At 40.9% G+C, this 21,446-nt stretch carries 20 protein-coding genes and 3 tRNA genes; 22 read left to right on the forward strand and 1 reads right to left on the reverse strand.

Annotated features, from left to right (window positions below; genetic code table 11):
* Positions 1 to 29 precede the first annotated feature (29 nt).
* The 15 genes from flhF to ACVCDT_RS07730 all read left to right on the forward strand — a co-directional run bounded on the left by flhF (position 30) and on the right by ACVCDT_RS07730 (position 15,506).
* Positions 30 to 1,337 (forward strand): flagellar biosynthesis GTPase FlhF, encoded by a 1,308-nt coding sequence (gene flhF / locus ACVCDT_RS07660; RefSeq protein ID WP_447132182.1) that lies wholly within the window; start codon positions 30 to 32, stop codon positions 1,335 to 1,337.
* Positions 1,334 to 2,200, forward strand: coding sequence for a MinD/ParA family ATP-binding protein (locus ACVCDT_RS07665; RefSeq protein WP_447132183.1), 867 nt, complete (start codon positions 1,334 to 1,336; stop codon positions 2,198 to 2,200). The genes flhF and ACVCDT_RS07665 overlap by 4 nt, the downstream gene beginning before the upstream one ends.
* Entirely contained in the window at positions 2,197 to 2,928 is a 732-nt protein-coding gene (locus ACVCDT_RS07670) for an RNA polymerase sigma factor FliA (RefSeq protein WP_447132184.1), read from the forward strand. The genes ACVCDT_RS07665 and ACVCDT_RS07670 overlap by 4 nt, the downstream gene beginning before the upstream one ends.
* Positions 2,929 to 2,983: 55 nt before the next feature.
* Positions 2,984 to 3,367 carry a chemotaxis response regulator CheY gene (cheY, locus tag ACVCDT_RS07675; RefSeq protein WP_447132185.1) on the forward strand — a complete coding sequence of 128 codons (384 nt, stop codon included), beginning with the start codon at positions 2,984 to 2,986 and terminating at the stop codon, positions 3,365 to 3,367.
* Between the two features lie 33 nt (positions 3,368 to 3,400).
* Positions 3,401 to 4,165, forward strand: a complete 765-nt coding sequence (locus ACVCDT_RS07680) for a protein phosphatase CheZ (protein ID WP_447132186.1) — start codon at positions 3,401 to 3,403, stop codon at positions 4,163 to 4,165.
* Positions 4,166 to 4,177: 12 nt separating this feature from the next.
* Complete coding sequence (locus tag ACVCDT_RS07685) at positions 4,178 to 6,304, forward strand: chemotaxis protein CheA (protein WP_447132187.1); 2,127 nt, start codon at positions 4,178 to 4,180, stop codon at positions 6,302 to 6,304.
* 62 nt (positions 6,305 to 6,366) lie between these two features.
* Entirely contained in the window at positions 6,367 to 7,482 is a 1,116-nt protein-coding gene (locus ACVCDT_RS07690; RefSeq protein ID WP_447132188.1) for a protein-glutamate methylesterase/protein-glutamine glutaminase, read from the forward strand.
* A 98-nt stretch (positions 7,483 to 7,580) separates the two neighbouring features.
* Positions 7,581 to 8,360, forward strand: a complete 780-nt coding sequence (locus ACVCDT_RS07695) for a ParA family protein (protein WP_447132189.1) — start codon at positions 7,581 to 7,583, stop codon at positions 8,358 to 8,360.
* Complete coding sequence (locus tag ACVCDT_RS07700; RefSeq protein ID WP_447132190.1) at positions 8,357 to 9,058, forward strand: chemotaxis protein CheW; 702 nt, start codon at positions 8,357 to 8,359, stop codon at positions 9,056 to 9,058. The genes ACVCDT_RS07695 and ACVCDT_RS07700 overlap by 4 nt, the downstream gene beginning before the upstream one ends.
* Before the next feature lie 24 nt (positions 9,059 to 9,082).
* The gene (locus ACVCDT_RS07705) at positions 9,083 to 9,577 is read left to right on the forward strand and encodes a chemotaxis protein CheW (RefSeq protein WP_447132191.1); all 495 of its coding nucleotides are present in this window, start codon (positions 9,083 to 9,085) and stop codon (positions 9,575 to 9,577) included.
* A gap of 82 nt (positions 9,578 to 9,659) precedes the next feature.
* Positions 9,660 to 10,070: a DUF2802 domain-containing protein gene (locus ACVCDT_RS07710; RefSeq protein WP_447132192.1), complete on the forward strand. Its 411-nt coding sequence runs from the start codon at positions 9,660 to 9,662 to the stop codon at positions 10,068 to 10,070.
* Positions 10,071 to 10,250: 180 nt separating this feature from the next.
* Positions 10,251 to 11,171: a homoserine O-succinyltransferase MetA gene (gene metA, locus ACVCDT_RS07715; protein ID WP_447132193.1), complete on the forward strand. Its 921-nt coding sequence runs from the start codon at positions 10,251 to 10,253 to the stop codon at positions 11,169 to 11,171.
* Positions 11,172 to 11,194: 23 nt separating this feature from the next.
* A complete protein-coding gene (locus tag ACVCDT_RS07720) occupies positions 11,195 to 12,253 on the forward strand; it encodes a homocysteine S-methyltransferase family protein (protein ID WP_447132194.1) in 1,059 nt (352 codons plus the stop codon).
* 9 nt (positions 12,254 to 12,262) lie between these two features.
* A complete protein-coding gene (gene metH / locus ACVCDT_RS07725; protein WP_447132195.1) occupies positions 12,263 to 14,908 on the forward strand; it encodes a methionine synthase in 2,646 nt (881 codons plus the stop codon).
* A gap of 7 nt (positions 14,909 to 14,915) precedes the next feature.
* On the forward strand, positions 14,916 to 15,506 hold the full coding sequence (locus ACVCDT_RS07730) for a DUF938 domain-containing protein (protein WP_447132196.1): 591 nt from the start codon (positions 14,916 to 14,918) through the stop codon (positions 15,504 to 15,506).
* A gap of 1 nt (position 15,507) precedes the next feature.
* Here the strand turns inward: ACVCDT_RS07730 and ACVCDT_RS07735 are convergent, their stop codons facing one another.
* Positions 15,508 to 16,662 carry a GNAT family N-acetyltransferase gene (locus tag ACVCDT_RS07735; RefSeq protein ID WP_447132197.1) on the reverse strand — a complete coding sequence of 385 codons (1,155 nt, stop codon included), beginning with the start codon at positions 16,660 to 16,662 and terminating at the stop codon, positions 15,508 to 15,510.
* A gap of 43 nt (positions 16,663 to 16,705) precedes the next feature.
* Between ACVCDT_RS07735 and ACVCDT_RS07740 the strand changes: the two genes are divergently transcribed.
* The 7 genes from ACVCDT_RS07740 to ACVCDT_RS07770 all read left to right on the forward strand — a co-directional run bounded on the left by ACVCDT_RS07740 (position 16,706) and on the right by ACVCDT_RS07770 (position 21,426).
* A complete protein-coding gene (locus ACVCDT_RS07740; protein WP_447132198.1) occupies positions 16,706 to 17,161 on the forward strand; it encodes a regulatory protein RecX in 456 nt (151 codons plus the stop codon).
* A 130-nt stretch (positions 17,162 to 17,291) separates the two neighbouring features.
* The gene (alaS, locus tag ACVCDT_RS07745; protein ID WP_447132199.1) at positions 17,292 to 19,889 is read left to right on the forward strand and encodes an alanine--tRNA ligase; all 2,598 of its coding nucleotides are present in this window, start codon (positions 17,292 to 17,294) and stop codon (positions 19,887 to 19,889) included.
* Between the two features lie 135 nt (positions 19,890 to 20,024).
* A complete protein-coding gene (gene csrA / locus ACVCDT_RS07750) occupies positions 20,025 to 20,240 on the forward strand; it encodes a carbon storage regulator CsrA (RefSeq protein WP_447132200.1) in 216 nt (71 codons plus the stop codon).
* A 321-nt stretch (positions 20,241 to 20,561) separates the two neighbouring features.
* Positions 20,562 to 20,651: transfer RNA gene (locus ACVCDT_RS07755), tRNA-Ser, on the forward strand.
* 22 nt (positions 20,652 to 20,673) lie between these two features.
* Positions 20,674 to 20,750 (forward strand) — tRNA-Arg (locus ACVCDT_RS07760).
* A gap of 128 nt (positions 20,751 to 20,878) precedes the next feature.
* Positions 20,879 to 20,955 (forward strand) — tRNA-Arg (locus ACVCDT_RS07765).
* Between the two features lie 207 nt (positions 20,956 to 21,162).
* Complete coding sequence (locus ACVCDT_RS07770) at positions 21,163 to 21,426, forward strand: OadG family protein (protein ID WP_447132201.1); 264 nt, start codon at positions 21,163 to 21,165, stop codon at positions 21,424 to 21,426.
* Positions 21,427 to 21,446 lie beyond the last annotated feature (20 nt).

A 21,446-nucleotide genomic window follows, 5' to 3' on the forward strand; every position in this document is an offset into this window, starting at 1 on the left:
ATACTTAAGGTGTTACACGAGGAGTAAATATGAAAATCAGACGTTTTTATGGCAAGGACATGCGTGAAGCGCTCAAGCAAGTTAAAGATGAACTTGGTGGAGATGCGGTGATCATGTCAAATAAAAAACATGCTGATGGCATTGAAATAGTTGCGGCTTACGATAAAGAGCCTGAGTCGACTCTTACACCCGCTAGCCAAAAGGTGAATTCGCAGATTGAGTCTAGTGCGCCAACTCCTACTCTAAGTGAAATTATTGGTGACTCTGCCCCTGATAGTTTAAAAGCCTTGCTAGAAAAGCAATCAAAAGCTAATCAACAGTCGGTTAATGAGCAAGCTGCGCCTATACAGGCAGAGCGTTTTGCCAAAAATCCCAGCAGCCAAACCAACTCAACACAATATCAAAGCGAATCCAATGCAATTAAAGAAGTGCGTCAAGAGCTATCTTCATTACGCAACTTATTGCAATTTCAAGTTTCAGGTCTGATTGAACAAGAAAAAAACCGTAAACACCCCATGCACGGCTATTTATTACAAAGATTACAACAAATGGGGATTTCAGAATCTCTGTCAGAAGAAGTGGTGTCTTATGCCCCTGAGTCAGCTGACGAAAGGCAAGCATGGTTATTTTTATTAAAATTATTAGCCAATAAGTTACAAACTAAAGATGACGATATTCTAGCTCAGCCTGGGGTGGTTGCACTGATGGGACCAACAGGTACGGGTAAAACTACCACTATTGCAAAATTAGCGGCCAAAGCTGCGCAGAAATACGGCTCAGACCAAGTAGCTATCATTACGCTAGATAACTATCGAATAGGAGCCTTTGAGCAAATCGCCACTTACGGAAAAATTATTGGTTGTCAGGTAAAACAAGCACAAAACTCTAACGATTTATCAGATTTACTTTATCAATTTAGAAATAAACGTTTAGTGTTAGTTGATACCGCTGGTTTTAGTCAAAAAGATGCTAGACTAATCAAACAGTTAGATACTATAAATCAGAATGCTTGTGTTAATATTCGAAAATATTTAGTGATGCAAGCAAACTGTCAATATCGTGTTATGCAACAAACTATAAATGAATATCGACAGGTTTCTCTGCATGGGTGTATATTGACTAAGTTAGACGAGTGTTACAGCTTAGGAGAAGTAATAAGCGTGGCAATAGAAAACAAATTACAAATTTGTTATTTAACTGATGGTCAACGTGTACCAGAAGACCTACAAGTTGCAAGCACAAAATTTTTGATTACTAGTGCTGCGAAGCTTTATAAAAAATTCGGTTTAATTCATACTAACAGCCATAATGTTAATAAAGCAGCAGTGGCAGTATGATTGAGGACCAAGCGAGTAGCTTAAGAAGAATGAATCAATCTCGATTAATTAAAGTAATAGCCGTGACCGGCGGAAAGGGTGGCGTGGGTAAAACCAATGTTACCCTGAATACTGCGATCTCTCTTGCTCAACAAGGCAAAAGAGTCATGGTGCTAGATGCCGACTTAGGCTTAGCCAATGTAGATGTGTTACTTGGCCTAAGAGTTGAAAAAAACTTATCCCATGTATTATCGGGAGAGTGCACCTTAGATGATGTGTTGGTTGAAGGCCCCTATGGCATAAAAATCGCGCCTGCAACTTCTGGCAGTCAATCTATGACAGAATTAACCCCTACTGAACATGCTGGGTTAATTCGGGCTTTTAGCGAACTACAATCGCAAATTGATGTGTTAATTGTAGATACCGCAGCCGGCATCTCAGATATGGTATTAAGCTTTTCGAAAGCTTCACAAGATATCATGATGGTGGTGTGTGATGAGCCAACGTCGTTAACCGATGCCTATGCATTAATTAAAATTTTAAATAAAGAGCACGGAATTTTTAGATTTAAAATTGTTGCCAATATGGTGCGCAGTATGCGCGAGGGTGACGAACTGTTTTCTAAACTGACCAAAGTAACTAATCGCTTTTTAGATGTGGCATTAGAGTTAGTGGCAGTGGTGCCATTTGACGAAAATGTAAGAAAATCAGTTAGAAAACAAAAAGCCATAGTAGAAGCTTTTCCTACATCACCCGCTTCTATGGCCATTAGACGATTAGCTAAAAAAGCCATGGAGTGGCCCATACCCAATCAACCTGGTGGGCATTTAGAATTTTTTCTTGAACAACTTGTATCTAAAAAAGCAGTGGGCGAAGACAGGTGAACAGTAAAGCTGCGGCTTATCAGCAATTAGCTGACAAGAACGAATTAGTTGAAAGACACGCTTCTTTAGTGAAGCGTATTGCGCATCATCTTATGGCTAGATTACCAGCCAGTGTTTTGGTAGATGATTTAATTCAAGCAGGCATGATAGGCTTATTAGAAGCATCGCGTAATTTTGATGGCAGCAAAGGCGCAAGTTTTGAAACTTTTGCAGGCATTCGTATTCGTGGTTCAATGTTAGACGAAATACGCAAAGGGGATTGGACTCCGCGCTCTGTACATAAAAACGGGCGCGCCATTACCGAAGCAATTAATCAAGTTGAGCGCGAAACGGGACGTGATGCTCGTGATTTAGACGTTGCAGAGAAGCTACAAGTCAGTATTGAAAGCTATCACCAAATGTTAAATGAGGTGAATGCCGGTAAAATCATTGGCATGGAAGATCTAGGAGTAACGGAAGACGTAGTCAGTACAGAGCAAACTAAAGGCTCAGATACGCCTTTTGAAGATTTAGTACAAGGGTCGTTTCAAAAAGCATTAGCCTACGCAATTACTACTTTGCCAGAACGTGAAGCGATTGTTTTGTCCTTATACTATGATGAAGAATTAAATTTACGTGAAATAGGTGAAGTGCTGGATGTGAGTGAATCCAGAGTGAGTCAAATACATAGCCAGGCCATGTTGAAGCTTAAAGCTCGCATGCAATATTGGCGTACAAACGAAAATTAAAATAACAATAAATTGGGTTTTAAGTTAAGCATTAAAACTCTCACCGGAGGTAGTTTTGGATAAGAATATGAAAATCCTAGTTGTTGATGACTTTTCAACAATGCGACGGATTATCAAGAACTTACTTAAAGATCTTGGCTTTACTAATATACAAGAAGCAGACGATGGCAGCACAGCATTGCCTATGTTGCAGCAAGGTGACTTTGACTTTGTAGTAACAGATTGGAATATGCCAGGAATGCAGGGGATCGACCTACTTAGAGCGATTCGTTCTGATGCAAGCTTGAAACATATTCCTGTTTTGATGGTAACTGCTGAAGCGAAAAAGGAACAAATCGTAGCTGCAGCTCAAGCTGGCGTTAACGGTTATGTGATTAAGCCTTTTACCGCCGCCACGCTTAAAGAAAAACTGGCCAAAATATTTGAACGTCTAGGGTAAATTCAGACTCACCTGATTACGAGGAAAGACTGTATGACTGCCTTAAACTCTGCGCCCATTTCTTTAGAAGATGCTAAGAAATTAGTCAGCTTAATTGAAAAGGGCGAAAACCAGCAAGCCAGAGAGCTATTAGACGCTGCTGGCGCCCAAAATTCTATTGAATTATTTGCTGAGGTTGGCAAGTTAACCCGTCAACTTCATGATTCTTTAAATAATTTTCAGCTCGATCCTCGTATCATTAATATGACCAATGAGGAAATCCCCGACGCTCAAACTCGTCTTACTTACGTCATTGAAACCACTGAAGAAGCGGCAAACAAAACCATGGATTTAGTGGATTCTTGTATGCCTATAGCCGAAAAGTTGCAGCAAGGAATTGCTGAAATCGCCCCTGAATGGCAAAAGCTAATGGAAAAAAACTTGCAGTTAGGTGAGTTTAATACCCTAGTTAAACAAGTTGATAGATTTTTAAAAGCCAGTGGTGAAGATTCTGCCACTTTAACTAATTTATTAACCGAAGTGTTAATGGCCCAAGGTTATCAAGATCTTACCGGGCAAGTCATAAGACGAGTCATAGAATTAGTTAAAGAGGTCGAAGACAATTTAGTCTACATGTTAACAGTGTTTGGCAAGGCTGATGCCAAAGAAAAGACAGAGGTCGTTGAAAAACCTAACAAATCTAAGAAAGAAGCCGATAAGGTAAAAGCTGAAGGTCCTATTTTAGATGCCGACAGTAGGGAAGACGTTGCGTCGGATCAAGACGACGTAGATGATTTGCTTTCAAGTCTTGGGTTTTAGAGGTGCTAAATAATGGCTTTTGATGTTGACGAGGAAATACTACAGGACTTTCTAGTTGAAGCTGGAGAGATCTTGGAGCAATTACAAGAACAGCTCGTTGATTTAGAGAATAACCCTGAAGACGCGGATTTACTTAACGCGATTTTTAGGGGATATCATACGGTAAAGGGTGGCGCGGGATTTTTATCGCTCACAGAGCTGGTAGATATTTGTCATGGTGCGGAAAATGTCTTTGATGTTATGCGCAATGGGCAACGCACGCTAACCCCAGAATTAATGGACGTTATTTTACAGGCCACTGACGAAGTGGTAGAAATGTTTGATAATGTTAAAGCTGGCGAACCCCTAGTGCCAGCAGAGCAAAGCTTAATTGATACCTTAACCCGATTAAGTCAACCTGAATCAGCAGATGAAGCCAGTTCAGCCCAAGCGCAACCCGAGGTGACTGAAGCCCCAGTTATTGAGGCTGAAAAAGACCAATCAAAAGCCACAGGTGATTCGGAAGATTTTAGTGAAGATGAATTTGAAGCCCTGTTAGATGAATTACATGGTGAATCTGCGCCTGGTAAATCTAGCACAGCTTCGCAGGCAGACAGCCAATCTTCAGATGAAGATATCAGTGATGATGAGTTTGAAGCCTTACTTGACCAGTTGCATGGCAAAGGCCAATTTAGTGCTGAAGAAGCCAGTGACAATCAGCCTAGCTCTACAGCTGCACAAGAAAGCCCAGATACTTCAACAAATGACGACATCACTGATGATGAATTTGAAGCGCTATTAGATGAATTGCATGGAAAAGGTCAAGGGCCAGCTAAACCTGAACCTAAAGCCGCAGCCAAAGCTCCAGAAGCGCCTAAAGCTGAATCACCTAAAGCGTCAGCTCAGCCAGCCAAGCCGATAGAAAAGCCTGTTGAAGCCAAACCAATAGCGGCCAAGAAAGAAGAAAAGAAAACCGCTGTTGCACCACAAGCTGAAACCACAGTTAGGGTAGACACTAAACGTTTAGACCAAATTATGAATATGGTGGGCGAACTGGTTTTAGTCAGAAACCGTTTGTTAAGTTTAAGCACCAATGTGAATGACGAAAGCATGGCCAAAGCCATAGCAAATTTGGATGTTGTCACCGGTGACTTGCAAGGTGCGGTTATGAAAACCCGCATGCAACCCATTAAAAAAGTGTTTGGACGTTTTCCTCGTGTTGTGCGCGACTTAGCTCGTACCCTAAAGAAAGAAATTACCTTAGAGCTTGAAGGTGAAGAAACAGATTTAGACAAAAATTTAGTTGAAGCGCTTGCTGATCCCCTAGTGCATTTGGTCCGCAACTCAGTGGATCACGGCATTGAGATGCCAGAAGAGCGCAAGGCTGCCGGTAAACCAACTATGGGCACTGTTAAGCTATCTGCTTCGCAAGAAGGGGATCATATACTGCTGACCATAGTTGATGATGGCAAAGGCATGGATCCTGAAAAGTTAAAAGACATAGCTATTTCAAGAGGTGTGTTAGATGCCGATTCTGCCGCTAGAATGACAGATGTTGAGGCGTTTAACCTTATATTTGCCCCAGGCTTTTCTACCAAAACCGAAATATCAGAAGTTTCTGGTCGTGGTGTGGGCATGGATGTGGTTAAAACCAAAATTAATCAGTTAAATGGCTCGGTTAATATAAATTCTAAACTTGGTGAAGGCACTACTTTAGAAATTAAAGTGCCCCTTACTTTAGCCATTTTACCTACCTTAATGATTGTAATTGGTGATCAAACTTTTGCTTTGCCTTTAGGCTCAGTTAACGAAATTATTAACGTTGATATGCAAAAAACCAATACAGTTGATGGACAATTAACTATGATAGTGCGCTCGAAGGCGATACCACTATTTTATTTACGTGAATGGTTGTCTAAAGGTAAAGTTGAGATTGATAAGTCTAAAGGTCATGTGGTGGTAGTACAAATTGGCACCCAACAACTAGGCTTTGTGGTGGATGCATTAATTGGACAAGAAGAAGTGGTGATAAAACCACTAGATGAATTGTTACAAGGTACACCAGGCATGGCGGGAGCAACCATTACCAGTGACGGTGGAATTGCCCTAATTTTGGATGTACCTGGACTATTAAAGCGGTACGCCAACAAAAAATCTTAGTCGGGCGGTGTTATAAAACGCCTAGAAATATAATAAGTTTAATAAAGGTTAAATAGGCGAGAATGGCTTACAAGGTTTTAATTGTTGATGATTCAACTTTTTTTCGCCGCAGAATAAAGCAGATACTTGAAGAAGATACTGAGTTAGAGGTAGTGGGAGAAGCCAAAGATGGCGAAGAGGCGTTAGCACTAGTAAAATCGTTAAACCCTGATGTTGTAACCATGGACGTAGAAATGCCGGTAATGGATGGAATTACGGCCGTCAAAAACATCATGGCCTACAAAACTGTGCCAATTATCATGTTTTCATCTTTGACCCATGAAGGGGCGCAATCTACTTTTGATGCCTTAGATGCTGGGGCGGTAGATTTTTTACCGAAAAAATTCGAAGATATTGCTCGTAATAAAAAAGATGCGGTGACCTTATTGCAAAATAGGGTGAAAGCTTTATGTAGCAAACAAGCCTCGCAGAATAACGATTATAGTCAACCCAAATCATCCGCTTTGTCTGCTTTGCGTAGGCGTGCACAAATTGAAAAAGTCACTAAAGCTGCAGACGTTGTTGCAAATACTGTTAACCAAAGTTCATTGCCATCTGGCAAGTGCGGCTGTATTGGCATTGGTACCTCAACGGGTGGGCCTGTGGCCATCCAGCAAATCTTAACCAAGCTACCGGCTGATTTTCCTGTGCCAGTGGTATTGGTGCAACATATGCCCGGTACTTTTACCCAAGCTTTTGCTAAACGCTTAAATGAACTGTGTGAAGTTAAAGTAAAAGAAGCCGAAAACGGCGATATTTTACAAGCAGGAACATGTTATTTAGCACCTGGTGGAAAACAAATGACCTTAGAAGGTCGTCCTAGCCAACCAAGGGTTTTGATTTCTGAGCCTGAAAAATTTCCCCGTGAAACCTATAAGCCCAGCGTAGATGTGACCTTTGAGTCACTTGGCAACGTTTATGGCGGCAATGTGTTAGCCATTATTCTTACTGGCATGGGGACAGATGGCAAAGATGGTTGTAAATCATTAAAAGACAAAGGCGCCAAAATTTGGGCTCAAGATGAAAAAAGCTCGGTTGTATATGGCATGCCAGCTGCGGTGACCATTAACAAAATTTCAGAAGCAAGTTTTGACATTGTTGAGATGGCAAATCAAATCAAAAAAGAAATTTTAGCTTAGTGATAGTGGAGTAATGGGGTGACTGAATTAATTGAAGGGTATGAACGAAAGAAAACAACATTTCTTTCAGTCTGCCAATCAGTGTATTGGGTGATCCTGTGAAAGTTTGGACAGTTGCTAATCACAAAGGTGGCGTAGGTAAAACCACTACTACTGTGACTATGGGCGGGTTGCTCGCACAGGCTGGCCATAAAGTCATTCTTATTGATACCGACCCGCAAGCATCCTTAAGTTATTATTTTGGGATAGATGCAGAGACGCTCACCAGCAGTTTGTATAATGTTTTTGTGGCGGGCAAGTCGCTTAGCAAAGAGCAATTATTGAATTGTTTGCAACCTACAAGTTTAGAGTCTTTGTATGTCTTACCTGCTTCTATGGCCCTGGCTACCTTAGACAGAAAGCTAGGTACGCAGTCGGGTATGGGATTGATTCTAAAACATGCTTTAGGGCTTATCGCAGACGAATTTGACTATGCTATTTTAGATTGTCCTCCTGTGCTTGGAGTCTTAATGATCAATGCATTGGCGGCATCTGACAGAGTGATTATTCCAGTTCAAACAGAATTTCTAGCCCTAAAGGGCTTAGACAGGATGCTGAACTCTATGCAAATAATGCAAAAATCCTTGGCGACACGCTTTAAATATACCATAGTCCCTACTATGTATGATAAAAGGGTAAAAGCTGCCACAGGCTCATACAGCACCCTAAAACGTACACACCAAGGACATGTTTGGGGAGGGTTAATTCCTATAGACACGCGATTTAGAGACGCGAGTCAGGCGCAAAGTCCCCCTTCGGTTTATGCGCCAAAATCCAGAGGCGTGTTTGCCTATGCAAAACTCTTAACCTATTTACAAAGTTTGGACAAAGAACTGTGAGTCAAAGCCCTTTTGCTAATGAAGATGTAATGGAAGATTATATGTCAGCGCTTTTGACTGACGAGCCCATTATTGAAGAAGCACAACGCCAATCGGTTGAACAACTTCTTAATACCGCGCCTTCTGTTAGGTCTGAGCCTTTTGAGCCCGCCCCAAAGAAAGCGATTGAAGTGGTTAAAGTTCTTGAGCCACAAGTCGAAAACAACAATAAGGTCAAACAAAAGCCAAAATCGATCATAAAGCCAGTTATTCCCACTGAGGAGTTTCAAGTTTTATTATTTGAAGTGGCGGGTATGACCTTAGCAGTGCCATTAATGGAGTTAGGTGGCATACACAAACTGCAAAATACCAGTCCAATATTTGGTAAGCCAGCCTGGTTTAAAGGCGTATTATTGCACCGAGATGAAAAGTTTAGCGTTGTAGATACAGCCAAATGGGTGATGCCAAAAACTTCAGTCGATAAGCTGGCAGACTCGATAAATTATCAATACCTTGTACTCTTAGGAGAAAGTGGTTGGGGATTGGCTTGTGAAAGCTTAGTGACCACTGAAGTACTTTTACCAGAGGATGTAAAATGGCGAAATGTTGAAAGCAGTCGCCCTTGGTTATCTGGCATGATAAAAAAGAAAATGTGTGCCTTGGTTAACGTACAACAGATGATTAGTATGTTAAGCCAAGGTTTAAGCAGCAACGATTAGCCCATTGAGGCCGGAGCATTAGGAATGAATGACCTTAGAGATTCAAGCAATACATTAGCTGCAAATGGCGATGAAGTTTTGCAGTGGGTAACCTATAAATTAGGTGATGAAACCTATGGCATTAACGTAATGCAAGTGCAAGAAGTCTTACGTTATACCGAAATTGCACCTGTTCCTGGTGCCCCTGATTATGTGTTAGGTATTATTAATTTAAGAGGTAACGTTGTTACAGTTATTGATACCCGCTCGCGTTTTGGTTTACCTTCTTCTGATATTTCAGATAGCACACGTATAGTGATCATTGAGTCAGAAGATCAAGTTGTTGGAATTTTGGTAGATAGCGTGGCTGAAGTGGTGTACTTGCGCTCTTCTGAAATAGACAGCGCGCCTAATGTAGGCACAGAAGAAAGCGCTAAGTTTATTCAAGGGGTAAGTAATAGAGATGGTGAATTACTGATCTTAGTTGATTTAAATAAATTACTCAGCGACGATGAATGGAACGAAATTACCAACATTTAAAACTCATGTTTATGCAGTTTAACCAGATAGTTGGTGAATTTTACTTGGCAATTAATGTGGCACAGAACCACAAGAGAACTTTATGAGCCTTACTCTGCTGTTAAGCCTATTTGCTATTTGTTTGTCTATTGGATGTGTTTTAGCCATAAAAAGCCTTAGACAAAGCTTGCGCGAAAGCCAAGGAAAAATCGAGCTGCAACAAACTAAACTCGAACAGTTAAACAATCACAACACCCAATTAAATCACGAGTTGCACGAAATGCGCAGCGGAAACTTTGGCCTAAGTAAACGCTTAAAAGCATTAGTGCAGGATGTGGAAAAGCTACAAGCTGCCCAGCAAAGCCTAGCAGAGCAAGATCCACAAGTGCGCTTTTACAGCAATGCAGCCAAATTGATCAATCAAGGCGCAAGCATTGAAGACGTGATGCAAGAATGCGGTATTCCATCAGCAGAAGCAGAATTGTTATTTAATTTGCATCGCGGTTCTAAATAACCCTCACCAATTTTCCTCTTAACGTCAGCTACTGGCGTTGATTTAGATTTTGTCTTATACAGATTTCATATAAAAGTTATATCACATACTAATTCTTTTAGACGTCTAGACGTAAAGATGTTGACATTTGCTAGGCGATAAGCCAAATTTAAAACCATCACTTTTTGCCTTGGAGCCATTATGCCTATTAGAATTCCAAGTAACTTGCCTGCTCAAAATGTGCTTAACAATGAGAATATCTTTGTTATGGATAGTCAACGTGCTGCGACGCAAGATATTCGACCTATGGAAGTGGGCATTTTGAATTTGATGCCCAATAAAATGGAAACCGAAGAACAGTTTTTACGCTTGTTATCCAATACACCGCTACAAATTAATATCGATTTAATTCGTATCGATAATCAGGCACCTAAAAATACCCCAGCTGCTCACATGGACAATTTTTATGTGGAGTTTGATGATATTGCCAGTAAAAAGTATGACGGATTAATAGTAACAGGCGCACCTTTAGCCCATTTAGCGTATCAAGATGTGAAGTATTGGGACAAAATGACAGTGATCATGGACTGGGCTCGCAGGCATGTGCAGTCAACCTTGTTTTCTTGCTGGGCCGCACATGCTGCTATTTATCATTATTTTGGTAAAAATAGAGCGCTTCGTGAGCATAAGTTAAGCGGAGTGTATAAACACTTTGTGCAAAATGAACATGATGAACTGTTACGTGGTTTTGATTCAGAGTTTTATGCTCCTCAGTCTAGATATGGTGAAATTAGCCTAGCGGATTACCAAGCTATACCCCAATTAAATGTTTTGGCTAAATCACAGGAAGGTGGGGCTTATATTATTGCCTCAGAAGATAAACGTTTGGTTTTTGTGACTGGTCATCCTGAATACGATGCACAAACGCTCAAACAAGAATACCTAAGAGATTTATCAACTAATGCTCAACCACAAATCCCAGTAAACTATTTCCCTGATGATGATCCAAATAAACCGCCAGTGATTAATTGGCGCGCCCATGGCAGTTTGTTATTTACTAATTGGCTTAACTATTATGTTTACCAAACCACGCCTTATGATTTAACCCAGTTGTCAGACTAGCCAAGCCGAATTAAGGAAAAACATTGACTCACACAACCGCTAACCAACAACTATTAGATGCCGCAAAAGAGCGGATATTATTATTGGATGGCGCTATGGGCACCATGATCCAAGCGCATAAGCTAGAAGAGCAAGATTATCGTGGCACCCGCTTTAAAGACTGGCACACAGATGTTAAGGGCAATAATGATCTGTTGGTGTTAACCCAACCTAAGATTATTTATGATATTCATTGCGCTTATTTAGCGGCAGGTGCAGATATCATAGAAACCAACACCTTTAATGCTACCTCTATTTCTATGGCGGATTATGCCATGCAATCATTGGCTAAAGAGATCAATATTGAAGCCACTAAATTAGCCAAACAAGCGGCCGAAAAATTTACCCAACAGACCCCAGAGAAACCCCGTTTTGTGGCTGGTGTATTAGGGCCAACCAGTCGCACTGCGTCAATTTCTCCTGATGTGAACGATCCGGGTAAACGTAATGTGACCTTTGATGAACTAGTAGAGGTGTATATTGAAGCCACCCAAGGTTTAATCGAAGGGGGGGCCGATCTCATAATGTTAGAAACCATTTTTGACACCTTAAATGCCAAAGCGGCACTTTTTGCTATTCAAGAGGTGTTTGAATCAATGCAAATTTCTTTACCTTTGATGATTTCTGGCACCATAACCGATGCTTCTGGGCGAACGTTATCTGGACAAACAGCCGAAGCTTTTTACTACTCACTGAACCATGTTAAGCCGTTTTCTTTTGGCTTAAATTGCGCACTGGGCCCCGATCTTTTGCGCCAATACGTAGAAGAAGTATCGCAAGTGGCTGAGTGCCTAGTGTCGGCTCATCCTAATGCAGGCTTACCTAACGAATTTGGCGAGTATGATTTAGAAAGTGATGAAATGGCCGAGCATATTAAAGAATGGGCGGCGTCGGGCTTAGTCAATATAGTGGGGGGGTGCTGCGGTAGCACCCCAGAACATATTGCGACTATGGCAGAGGCGGTGAAAGGCTTTGCCCCGCGAAAAGTCGTTCAACAAGAAATCAAATTGCGTCTTTCTGGTTTAGAGCCATTTGTACATTAAGGAGCCAAGATGCATAGCCTAAATAATGATGATTCAAGTCAAGCCTCAGCTAATTTTATTAACGTTGGTGAACGCACCAATGTCACTGGCTCAGCTATTTTTAAACGGTTAATTTTAGATGGCGACTACGAAAAAGCCTTAGATGTTGCCCGCCAACAAGTTGAAAATGGCGCACAAATCATAGATGTGAACATGGATGAAGCCATGTTAGATTCTGAAGCAGCTATGACGCGCTTTTTGAATTTAATCGCTTCAGAGCCCGATATTTCTCGGGTTCCTATCATGATTGACTCATCAAAATGGTCAGTTATAGAAGCTGGCTTAAAGTGTGTGCAAGGCAAGGCCATAGTGAATTCTATTAGCCTAAAAGAAGGTGAAGAAAGCTTTTTAGCACAAGCCAAATTATTAAAACGTTACGGCGCTGCCACTGTAGTCATGGCTTTTGATGAAAAAGGCCAAGCTGATACCGAAGAGCGCAAAGTAGAAATCTGTACTCGCAGCTACCAATTGTTAACCGAAAAAATAGGTTTTGCCCCGCAAGATATCATTTTTGACCCTAATATTTTTGCGGTAGCCACTGGCATAGAAGAACACAATAATTATGCCTTAGACTTTATTAACGCTACTAGACGAATACGTCAAACCCTGCCTCATGTACATGTTTCTGGCGGCTTATCTAATGTGTCGTTTTCGTTTCGTGGCAATAACCCAGTTCGCGAGGCTATGCACTCAGTATTTTTATACCATGCAATCAAAGCAGGTATGGATATGGGCATAGTGAATGCTGGGCAGTTAGAGGTTTATGATCAAATTCCTGTTGAGTTAAAAGATGCAGTTGAAGATGTGATTTTAAACCGACACGACAACGCCACAGATAAATTATTAGAGCTAGCACCCAAGTATCAAGGGGGCGGTAAAGCTCAGGTTAAAGATAACCTTGAATGGCGAAGTCTTCCGGTAAATAAACGTTTAGAACACGCACTGGTGCGCGGCATCATGGACTTCATCGTAGAAGATACCGAAGCGGCAAGGCTAGAAGCAGATAAACCCCTGCAGGTCATTGAAGGGCCATTAATGGATGGCATGAATGTAGTAGGGGATCTATTTGGCGAAGGTAAAATGTTTTTACCTCAGGTGGTTAAGTCTGCCCGTGTGATGAAAAAAGCTGTGGCTTATTTAAACCCCTATATAGAGCTTGAAAAAGACCAAGGCAGCAGCAATGGCAAAATTTTATTAGCCACGGTTAAAGGGGATGTACACGATATAGGTAAAAATATTGTTGGGGTTGTACTGCAATGTAATAACTTTGAAATTATCGATTTAGGGGTAATGGTGCCCTGTGCAAAATTATTACAAGTCGCAAAAGATGAGGAAGTGGACATTATTGGCTTGTCTGGCTTAATTACCCCATCCTTAGATGAAATGGTGCACGTTGCTAAAGAAATGCAGCGACTGGATTTTGAGTTGCCGCTTTTAATTGGTGGTGCCACTACCTCTAAGGCTCATACTGCGGTAAAAATTGAGCAAAATTACCAGCATCCAGTGGTATACGTGCCGAATGCCAGCCGTGCGGTAGGTGTGTGTCAAAGACTGATTACTGCCCAAAATAGGCAAACCTTTGCGGCAGAGTTGGCGGCAGATTATCAAAAATTGCGCGAGCAACATGCCAAAAAACGCCCTCGTACTCAGCCTATTTCATTAGCCCAAGCACGTGCCAATAAGTTCAGCTGCGACTGGCAAAGTTATCAACCGCCAGTACCTAATAAACTAGGGATCACGCCTATTTCAGTGACCCTGTCAGAACTGGTGAATTATATTGATTGGACCCCATTTTTCTTAACTTGGTCATTAGCAGGCAAATACCCAAGGATTTTACAAGACGAAGTGATAGGCAAAGAAGCGCAAAACCTTTTTGCCGATGCACAAGCTATGCTTAAAACGCTTTGTGAAGATTTAACCCTTAAAGCTTCTGGCGTGATGGGAATTTTCCCTGCAAACAGTGTGCAAGATGATATTGAAATATACGCAGACGAAAGCCGTCAGCAGGTAGTGCAGGTCGCCCATCATTTGCGCCAGCAAACCGCAAAACCTAAAGGCGCTAATTATTGTTTAAGTGATTTTGTAGCGCCAAAAGAGTCGGGACAAGCCGATTATTTAGGGGCCTTTGCAGTTACGGCCGGTACTTGGGAAGACGACTTAGCCAAGTCTTATGAAGACCAAAGCGATGATTATAATGCCATAATGGTAAAAGCCTTAGCCGATAGATTTGCCGAGGCTTTTGCAGAATATTTGCATGAAAAAGTACGCAAAGAAATATGGGGTTATGCACCCACAGAGCAACTATCTAATGACGAGTTAATTCGCGAGAAATACCAAGGGATACGCCCAGCACCAGGCTATGCGGCCTGTCCAGAGCATACTGAAAAACAATTGATTTGGGATTTGCTAGATACCGAAAACCTGACCGGCATGAAGCTTACCGAAAGTTACGCCATGTGGCCCGGTGCGGCGGTCTCGGGGTTTTATTTGTCGCATCCAGATTGCCGTTATTTTGCAGTTGCCCAAATTCAAGAAGATCAACTCGAAGATTATGCCCAGCGTAAAGGCTGGACACGTGAAGAAGCTGAAAAGTGGTTAGGGCCAAACTTTCAATAAGGACGTTATGATGCAAGATAAACCTTTTAGTCAAGCCTGTGAAAATAACAAAGCACCTATTGTTGCTGTGCTAAAAGCTGAATTTAAGGATTCAACTAAGGTTTTAGAGATTGGTTCTGGTACTGGCCAACACGCAGTTTATTTTGCTTCAAAGTTACCCCAACTGATTTGGCAAACCAGTGATAGGCCAGAATATCATGCCGACATTCAAGCTTGGTTGAACGCCTGCCCAAGTCCTAATTTAATCTCTCCTATACCTTTAACTATTGGTAAAGATGAATGGCCATCGATGGATTATGATGGGGTATTTACTGCCAACACCACCCATATTATGCAAGCCCATGAAGCGCAAAAAATGATGCAAATGGTTGCCGAGTATTTACCCTCAGGAGGAGTATTTTGCCAATATGGGCCATTTAAGTTTGACCAAGCTTATACCAGTGATTCTAATCGAGATTTTGATGAGTCTTTATTAGCTCAAGGCTTTGGTGGCATTCGCGATTTAGCAGAGTTAAAAGCTTGGGCGCAACCACTAACTTTGATCCGAGCAGTACCTATGCCAGCCAACAACTATTTATTAGTTTGGCATAAATCTTAATTTAAGCTTTATGCTTGTAGGGTAGGAGTTGATCGGCATTGTTTTTATACTCTTCCATGTGCGACTTTTCTTGTTGCACAAAACGCTCTACCGCTTCATGAAAGACCGCTTCTTTTAACGAATGATTGCTGTAACAATAAATGGGTTCAAATCCGCGTAAAATTTTGTGTTCACCCTGAGTACCAGGATTAAAGCGCGCAATGTTTTGTTCGATACAAAATTCGATACCTTGATAATAACAACACTCAAAGTGTAAGTTTTCAATCTCTTCTAATGCGCCCCAATAGCGCCCACATAGTTGCTGTTGGTTATATATAAATAGGGCACTGGCAACAGGTTGATCATCTTTGCAGGCCACCACTAACATTAGGTTGTCATGTAGATCTTCAAAAATTTTCTGGAAAAAAGCCTGAGTTAAATAACCTTCATGACCACTTCTTTTTAAATAGGTTTGTTTATAACAAGTATAAAAAAACTGCATGTTTTTTTGGGTTAATTTGTCGCCATGCAAGCGATAAATACTTAAACCTGACTCAATGACTTTGCCGCGTTCTTTTTTAACGCTTTTGCGTTTGCGAGAATTAAAGTGCGATAAGTAATCTTCAAAAGAAGTGTATTGCCGATTAAACCATTCAAACTGCACTGATGTGCGCTGCATTTGCCCGTGCTCAGCTAACAAGTCACTGGTTTGTCGCTCTAAAAACAGCCAATGCATAGATGACATACCAAATATTTGTAACTGGCTTTTTAGTTGTTCGGTTAAAATGGGTAATAAATCAGCTGCATCCACTTTGTTGCTTAACATTAAGCGTCCACCTGTTACTGGGGTAAAGGGAATAGCAGAAACAAGTTTAGGGTAATAATTGAGACCGTATTGACGATAGGTATTTGCCCATGCAAAATCAAAAACGTATTCGCCATAACTGTGGTTTTTTTTATACAGGGGCAACACACCCACAGCTTCAGAGTTTTGGTAAATTACTAAATGGTAGGGAAGCCAACCAGATTTACCCCCAACTGAGCCTGAGGCCTCTAATGCATGTAAAAATTTGTATTGGCTAAAAGGGTTGCTGTTTTCAGCAAGTGTATCCCACACAGTTTGTCCAACGCGTTCAATAGAGCTAAAAAATTTGAATCTATAGTTTGCACTAAGCATGGACAGTCCATCACCTTTTTATTGCTAAGCTTAGGTCAATTATATGACAGAAAAAGATACAAAGATCATTAAATCTACATTAACCCGATTATTGGCTGCAAGAGAGCATAGCAAACACGAACTATTAACAAAATTATTAGAGCGTAATTTTGACTATGATTTATCTATCGAATGGATTGAGAAGTTTAATCAACATAATTTGCAAAGTGAGCAACGCTTTGCCGAAGCCTTAATTCGAGGCCGAGTGAATAAAGGCATTGGTGAGTTACGTGTTTTAAATGAGTTAAAGCAACATAAAATTCCACCAGAGGTGATTAATTTGGCCTTTGAGGAAGAGCCAGTTGATTGGTTTGAATTGGCCATACAAGTACATGCTAAGAAGTACAAAAATCAGCCAATAATAGACCATTTAACTAGGCAAAAGCGTCAAAGATTTCTCTATTCTCGTGGATTTTCCCAAGAACAAATTCATTACGCGTTAAATTCAAACAAATATTAAGCAACTTTAGGTAAATACTGGCCTTAACAAAAGTCTACTAACCTGATATCTTCACCGCCTAAGCAATTTCTATGCTGCTTCGGGTATAAAAGCAACCTTTTCATTCATTATTAATATTGCAGGACTATAAATGAGTAAATCTACCGCCCAAATTCGGCGCGCTTTCTTCGATTTTTTTGCCGACAAAGGGCATCAACAGGTACCGAGTTGTTCTTTGGTTCCAGCGAACGATCCCACTCTTTTATTTACCAACGCAGGTATGAACCAGTTTAAAGATGTGTTTTTAGGCACTGAAAAGCGCAGTTATTCTAAAGCTGTTTCTTCTCAACGTTGTGTAAGAGCTGGCGGTAAACATAACGATCTAGAGAATGTAGGCTATACCGCTAGGCACCATACCTTTTTTGAAATGTTAGGAAACTTTAGCTTTGGTGATTATTTTAAAACTGAAGCTATTCAATACGCTTGGGAGTTTTTAACTCAAGAATTAAAACTACCCAAAGAAAAGCTATTGGTAACCATTTATCACGATGATGAAGAAGCGTTTGATATTTGGTCGAACAAAATTGGCTTACCAAAAGAAAAAATCATTCGAATTGCAACCTCAGATAATTTTTGGTCTATGGGTGATACTGGTCCTTGTGGCCCTTGTTCAGAAATATTTTATGATCACGGCGAACACATTTGGGGCGGCCCACCGGGAACGCCTGAAGAAGATGGTGACAGATTTATCGAAATCTGGAACTTGGTTTTCATGCAGTTTAATCGTCAAAGTGATGGCAGCATGCAACCTCTACCTAAGCCGTCAATTGATACGGGAATGGGCTTAGAGCGTATTTCTGCGATATTACAAAATGTGCATAGTAATTATGAAATCGACATTTTTGACAACCTAATCAAAGCCACGGCCAAAGTTTTAAATTGCACCGATTTACAAGATAAATCGTTAAGAGTGATTGCAGACCATATACGTTCGTGTAGCTTTTTGATCAGTGATGGCGTAGTGCCTTCAAACGAAGGACGCGGCTATGTATTAAGACGTATCATCCGCCGAGCAGTTAGACACGGTAATAAGCTTGGCGCCACAGATGTGTTTTTCTATCAGTTAGTTAGCGCTTTAGAATCTCAAATGGGCGATGCTTACCCAGAACTCACGGCGAATAGAGCTTTAATCGAAAAAGTGTTAAAAACCGAAGAAGAACAGTTCTCTCGTACCTTAGAAAGAGGCATGAGCATTTTAAACGATGCCCTAGATAAACTGGATTCTGATTTAGTACCAGGTGAGTTGGTGTTTAAGTTATATGATACTTATGGTTTTCCAGCTGATTTAACCAATGATGTTGCTAGAGAAAAAGATCTTCGTATTGATCAGCAAGGATTCGAAGCCGCTATGGCTGAGCAACGTAAACGTGCCCAACAGGCGAGCCAGTTTGATAAAGACTACAATGACCAACTAAAGTCTAATTGTACCTCTGAGTTCAGCGGCTATGATTATGTTGAAAGCCAAGCTCAAATATTAGAAATATTTTCAAAGGGTGAGCAGGTCCAAGAGCTAAACGCAGGTGATGAAGGCAGCATTATTTTAGATGTTAGTCCATTTTATGCAGAAGCGGGTGGACAGGTTGGCGATACCGGCTTGATAACGGTTGCTGATTCTCAGTTTGAGGTAACAGACACCACTAAAATAGGTCAAGCTATTGCGCACAAAGGTAAGGCCAAAGGCAAGCTTAAAGTAGGCGATAAGGTTGAAGCTAAATTTGATGCTGATAGACGAGATGCAATTAAGCTAAATCATAGTGCAACTCATTTATTGCATGCCGCGTTAAAACAAGTGTTAGGCGAGCATGTTAATCAAAAAGGCTCACTGGTTACAGATGAAAGGTTACGTTTTGACTTTTCGCATTTTGAAGCTTTAACAGCTAAAGAATTAAGCCAAATTGAGGTGTTAGTGAATGAGCAAATACGAGCTAATCACACGCTAGAAACTCAATTGATGAACATAGACCAAGCTAAAGAAGCAGGTGCTATGGCGTTGTTTGGCGAAAAGTATGATGAACAAGTGCGGGTTGTTTCTATGGGGGAATTTTCCATGGAATTATGTGGCGGCACACACGTAAAACGAACAGGTGATATAGGGTTATTTAAAATTGTCTCTGAAGGCGGCATTGCAGCAGGAGTGCGCAGAATTGAAGCTGTCACTGGTCAAAAGGCCATTGCTATGATGCAGTCACAAGGCCAACAAATAGCTGATGTTGCGCAATTATTAAAAACTGATCCGCAGGGCTTGTCTCAGCGTATCAATCAACTACTTGAGCAAGGTAAACAAGTTGAAAAGGAGCTTGATAAACTTAAGCAACAACTTGCCGCCAATGCGGGGGCTGATGTACTTAGCCAAGTAGCTGAAATAAAAGGTACTAAAGTACTGTCAACTATAGTAGAAGGCGTTGAACCTAAAGCATTAAGAGCAATGGTCGATGACTTTAAAAATCAACTTGGTAGTGCAGTAATAGTTTTAGCGGTTAGCGAAGTAAATAAAGTGAGTCTTATTGCTGGGGTAACCAAAGATTTAGTCACAAAAGTAAAGGCTGGCGAATTAGTAAACTTTGTCGCTCAGCAAGTAGGTGGAAAAGGTGGGGGCAGACCCGATATGGCGCAAGCTGGCGGCTCTCAACCTGAACAACTACCACAAGCTATTACTTCTGTGACTAACTGGCTTGAAGAAAGGCTTTAACTAAGAATTTGTCGGTTGTTTTTTGCAGTGACAACAAAAATAGGGAAAAACCGAATGGGTAAATTTTCTGGCGTTGCCAGTAATTTACACTAACTTTAAGGGAACTGATATTTTAACGGATAAAGGAGCAAGCGAATGCTAATTTTAACTCGTCGTGTTGGAGAAACCCTAATGGTCGGTGACGAAGTCACTGTGACTGTGTTAGGAGTAAAAGGAAATCAGGTCAGAATTGGTGTTAACGCACCTAAAGAAGTATCTGTTCATCGTGAAGAAATTTATATGCGTATTCAAGCTGAAAAGAATGTGCAAATGGCTGCGAATGAAAAAACTGCCGAAAATGAAGGTGATTAACTTTTATTCGGTATAAAAAAAGCTGGGAAACCAGCTTTTTTTATGGGTTTTTTTTGAGTGTGAATTGACCATTAAATCGCCTAACAAAAGGTTTAAATACGTCAAAAAATAAACACTTAGAGACGAATTGTTTAAAATGCCAGCAAGCTGTCATTAAGTTAATAAAAAGTATTTGACTTACTTCTGAGGATAGGTAAACTTCGGCTCCACATTTAGGAGAGCTTAGTTTTATTAACTAAGAGCATACAACTAAAAAGTAAGGTGATTTATCTTACTTTGCAGAGTAAAGTTAATCTTTTAATGTGGTAAAATCCAAGTTCCGGAGAGGTGGGTGAGTGGCTGAAACCAGTTCCCTGCTAAGGAACCGTACGTTAATTCGTACCGAGGGTTCGAATCCCTCCCTCTCCGCCATTGGATTAAGTTTTTTTAGCGTGCGTGTGTAGCTCAGCTGGATAGAGTACCTGGCTACGAACCAGGCGGTCGGAGGTTCGAATCCTTCCACACGCGCCATCTTATTTAGGTTTTAGAAGAATAATTTACAAAGTTAGTTATACTTCTAAAATTAGTTTGAGTTTGGATAGTTAATTCAAACTAAACAAAAAAACTAAGTACGACTTAGTTGTTAATCAGTTTACCACGCGTGTGTAGCTCAGCTGGATAGAGTACCTGGCTACGAACCAGGCGGTCGGAGGTTCGAATCCTTCCACACGCGCCACATACCAAGCCCTAATCATTTATGATTAGGGCTTTTTTGTTTTAATTTATTTCTTGGCTTTTTATATTCCCATTGATTCATTCAGGCTGAATGAATGTTTTCTTATTTTTTATGCTTTTTTACTCAGCCAGCTTTGTTGTGTTTTTTCAAACCCCATGATACTTAAACTAATCGCGCTCAATTATTGTGCTGATTAAGGGATGGATTATGATACAAACAGATGTTGCCAGTGCTCTAGCTGAAGCTGCCAATTTGTTGGTGGTGGGCATGTTAGTGGTATTTTTATTTTTAAGTCTACTCATTGGCGCTATTTGTTTGATCAGTTGGCTAAATCAATTGTGGCCAGAGCCAACTGGGGCAACGGATAGTGTTGCTCAGCCTGCTAACCCATCATCTGGCTCACCTGCCGTGCCTAAAAATGTTGTTGCAGCAATCAGTGCAGCCATTTCTCAGCACCGACAGTCTCACTAGTTTAATTAAAAAGGAAGTTC

It is taken from the genome of Paraglaciecola aestuariivivens, assembly GCF_052983255.1.

What these genes read in the sequence shown, in the direction of transcription:
- csrA (WP_447132200.1), top strand. Translation starts at nt 20,025, where the DNA reads ATGCTAATTTTAACTCGTCGTGTTGGAGAAACCCTAATGGTCGGTGAC.
- ACVCDT_RS07740 (WP_447132198.1), top strand. Translation starts at nt 16,706, where the DNA reads ATGACAGAAAAAGATACAAAGATCATTAAATCTACATTAACCCGATTA.
- metA (WP_447132193.1), top strand. Translation starts at nt 10,251, where the DNA reads ATGCCTATTAGAATTCCAAGTAACTTGCCTGCTCAAAATGTGCTTAAC.
- ACVCDT_RS07705 (WP_447132191.1), top strand. Translation starts at nt 9,083, where the DNA reads ATGAATGACCTTAGAGATTCAAGCAATACATTAGCTGCAAATGGCGAT.
- ACVCDT_RS07680 (WP_447132186.1), top strand. Translation starts at nt 3,401, where the DNA reads ATGACTGCCTTAAACTCTGCGCCCATTTCTTTAGAAGATGCTAAGAAA.
- flhF (WP_447132182.1), top strand. Translation starts at nt 30, where the DNA reads ATGAAAATCAGACGTTTTTATGGCAAGGACATGCGTGAAGCGCTCAAG.
- ACVCDT_RS07770 (WP_447132201.1), top strand. Translation starts at nt 21,163, where the DNA reads ATGATACAAACAGATGTTGCCAGTGCTCTAGCTGAAGCTGCCAATTTG.
- ACVCDT_RS07685 (WP_447132187.1), top strand. Translation starts at nt 4,178, where the DNA reads ATGGCTTTTGATGTTGACGAGGAAATACTACAGGACTTTCTAGTTGAA.
- ACVCDT_RS07730 (WP_447132196.1), top strand. Translation starts at nt 14,916, where the DNA reads ATGATGCAAGATAAACCTTTTAGTCAAGCCTGTGAAAATAACAAAGCA.
- ACVCDT_RS07665 (WP_447132183.1), top strand. Translation starts at nt 1,334, where the DNA reads ATGATTGAGGACCAAGCGAGTAGCTTAAGAAGAATGAATCAATCTCGA.
- metH (WP_447132195.1), top strand. Translation starts at nt 12,263, where the DNA reads ATGCATAGCCTAAATAATGATGATTCAAGTCAAGCCTCAGCTAATTTT.
- alaS (WP_447132199.1), top strand. Translation starts at nt 17,292, where the DNA reads ATGAGTAAATCTACCGCCCAAATTCGGCGCGCTTTCTTCGATTTTTTT.
- ACVCDT_RS07710 (WP_447132192.1), top strand. Translation starts at nt 9,660, where the DNA reads ATGAGCCTTACTCTGCTGTTAAGCCTATTTGCTATTTGTTTGTCTATT.
- ACVCDT_RS07735 (WP_447132197.1), bottom strand. Translation starts at nt 16,662, where the DNA reads ATGCTTAGTGCAAACTATAGATTCAAATTTTTTAGCTCTATTGAACGC.
- ACVCDT_RS07690 (WP_447132188.1), top strand. Translation starts at nt 6,367, where the DNA reads ATGGCTTACAAGGTTTTAATTGTTGATGATTCAACTTTTTTTCGCCGC.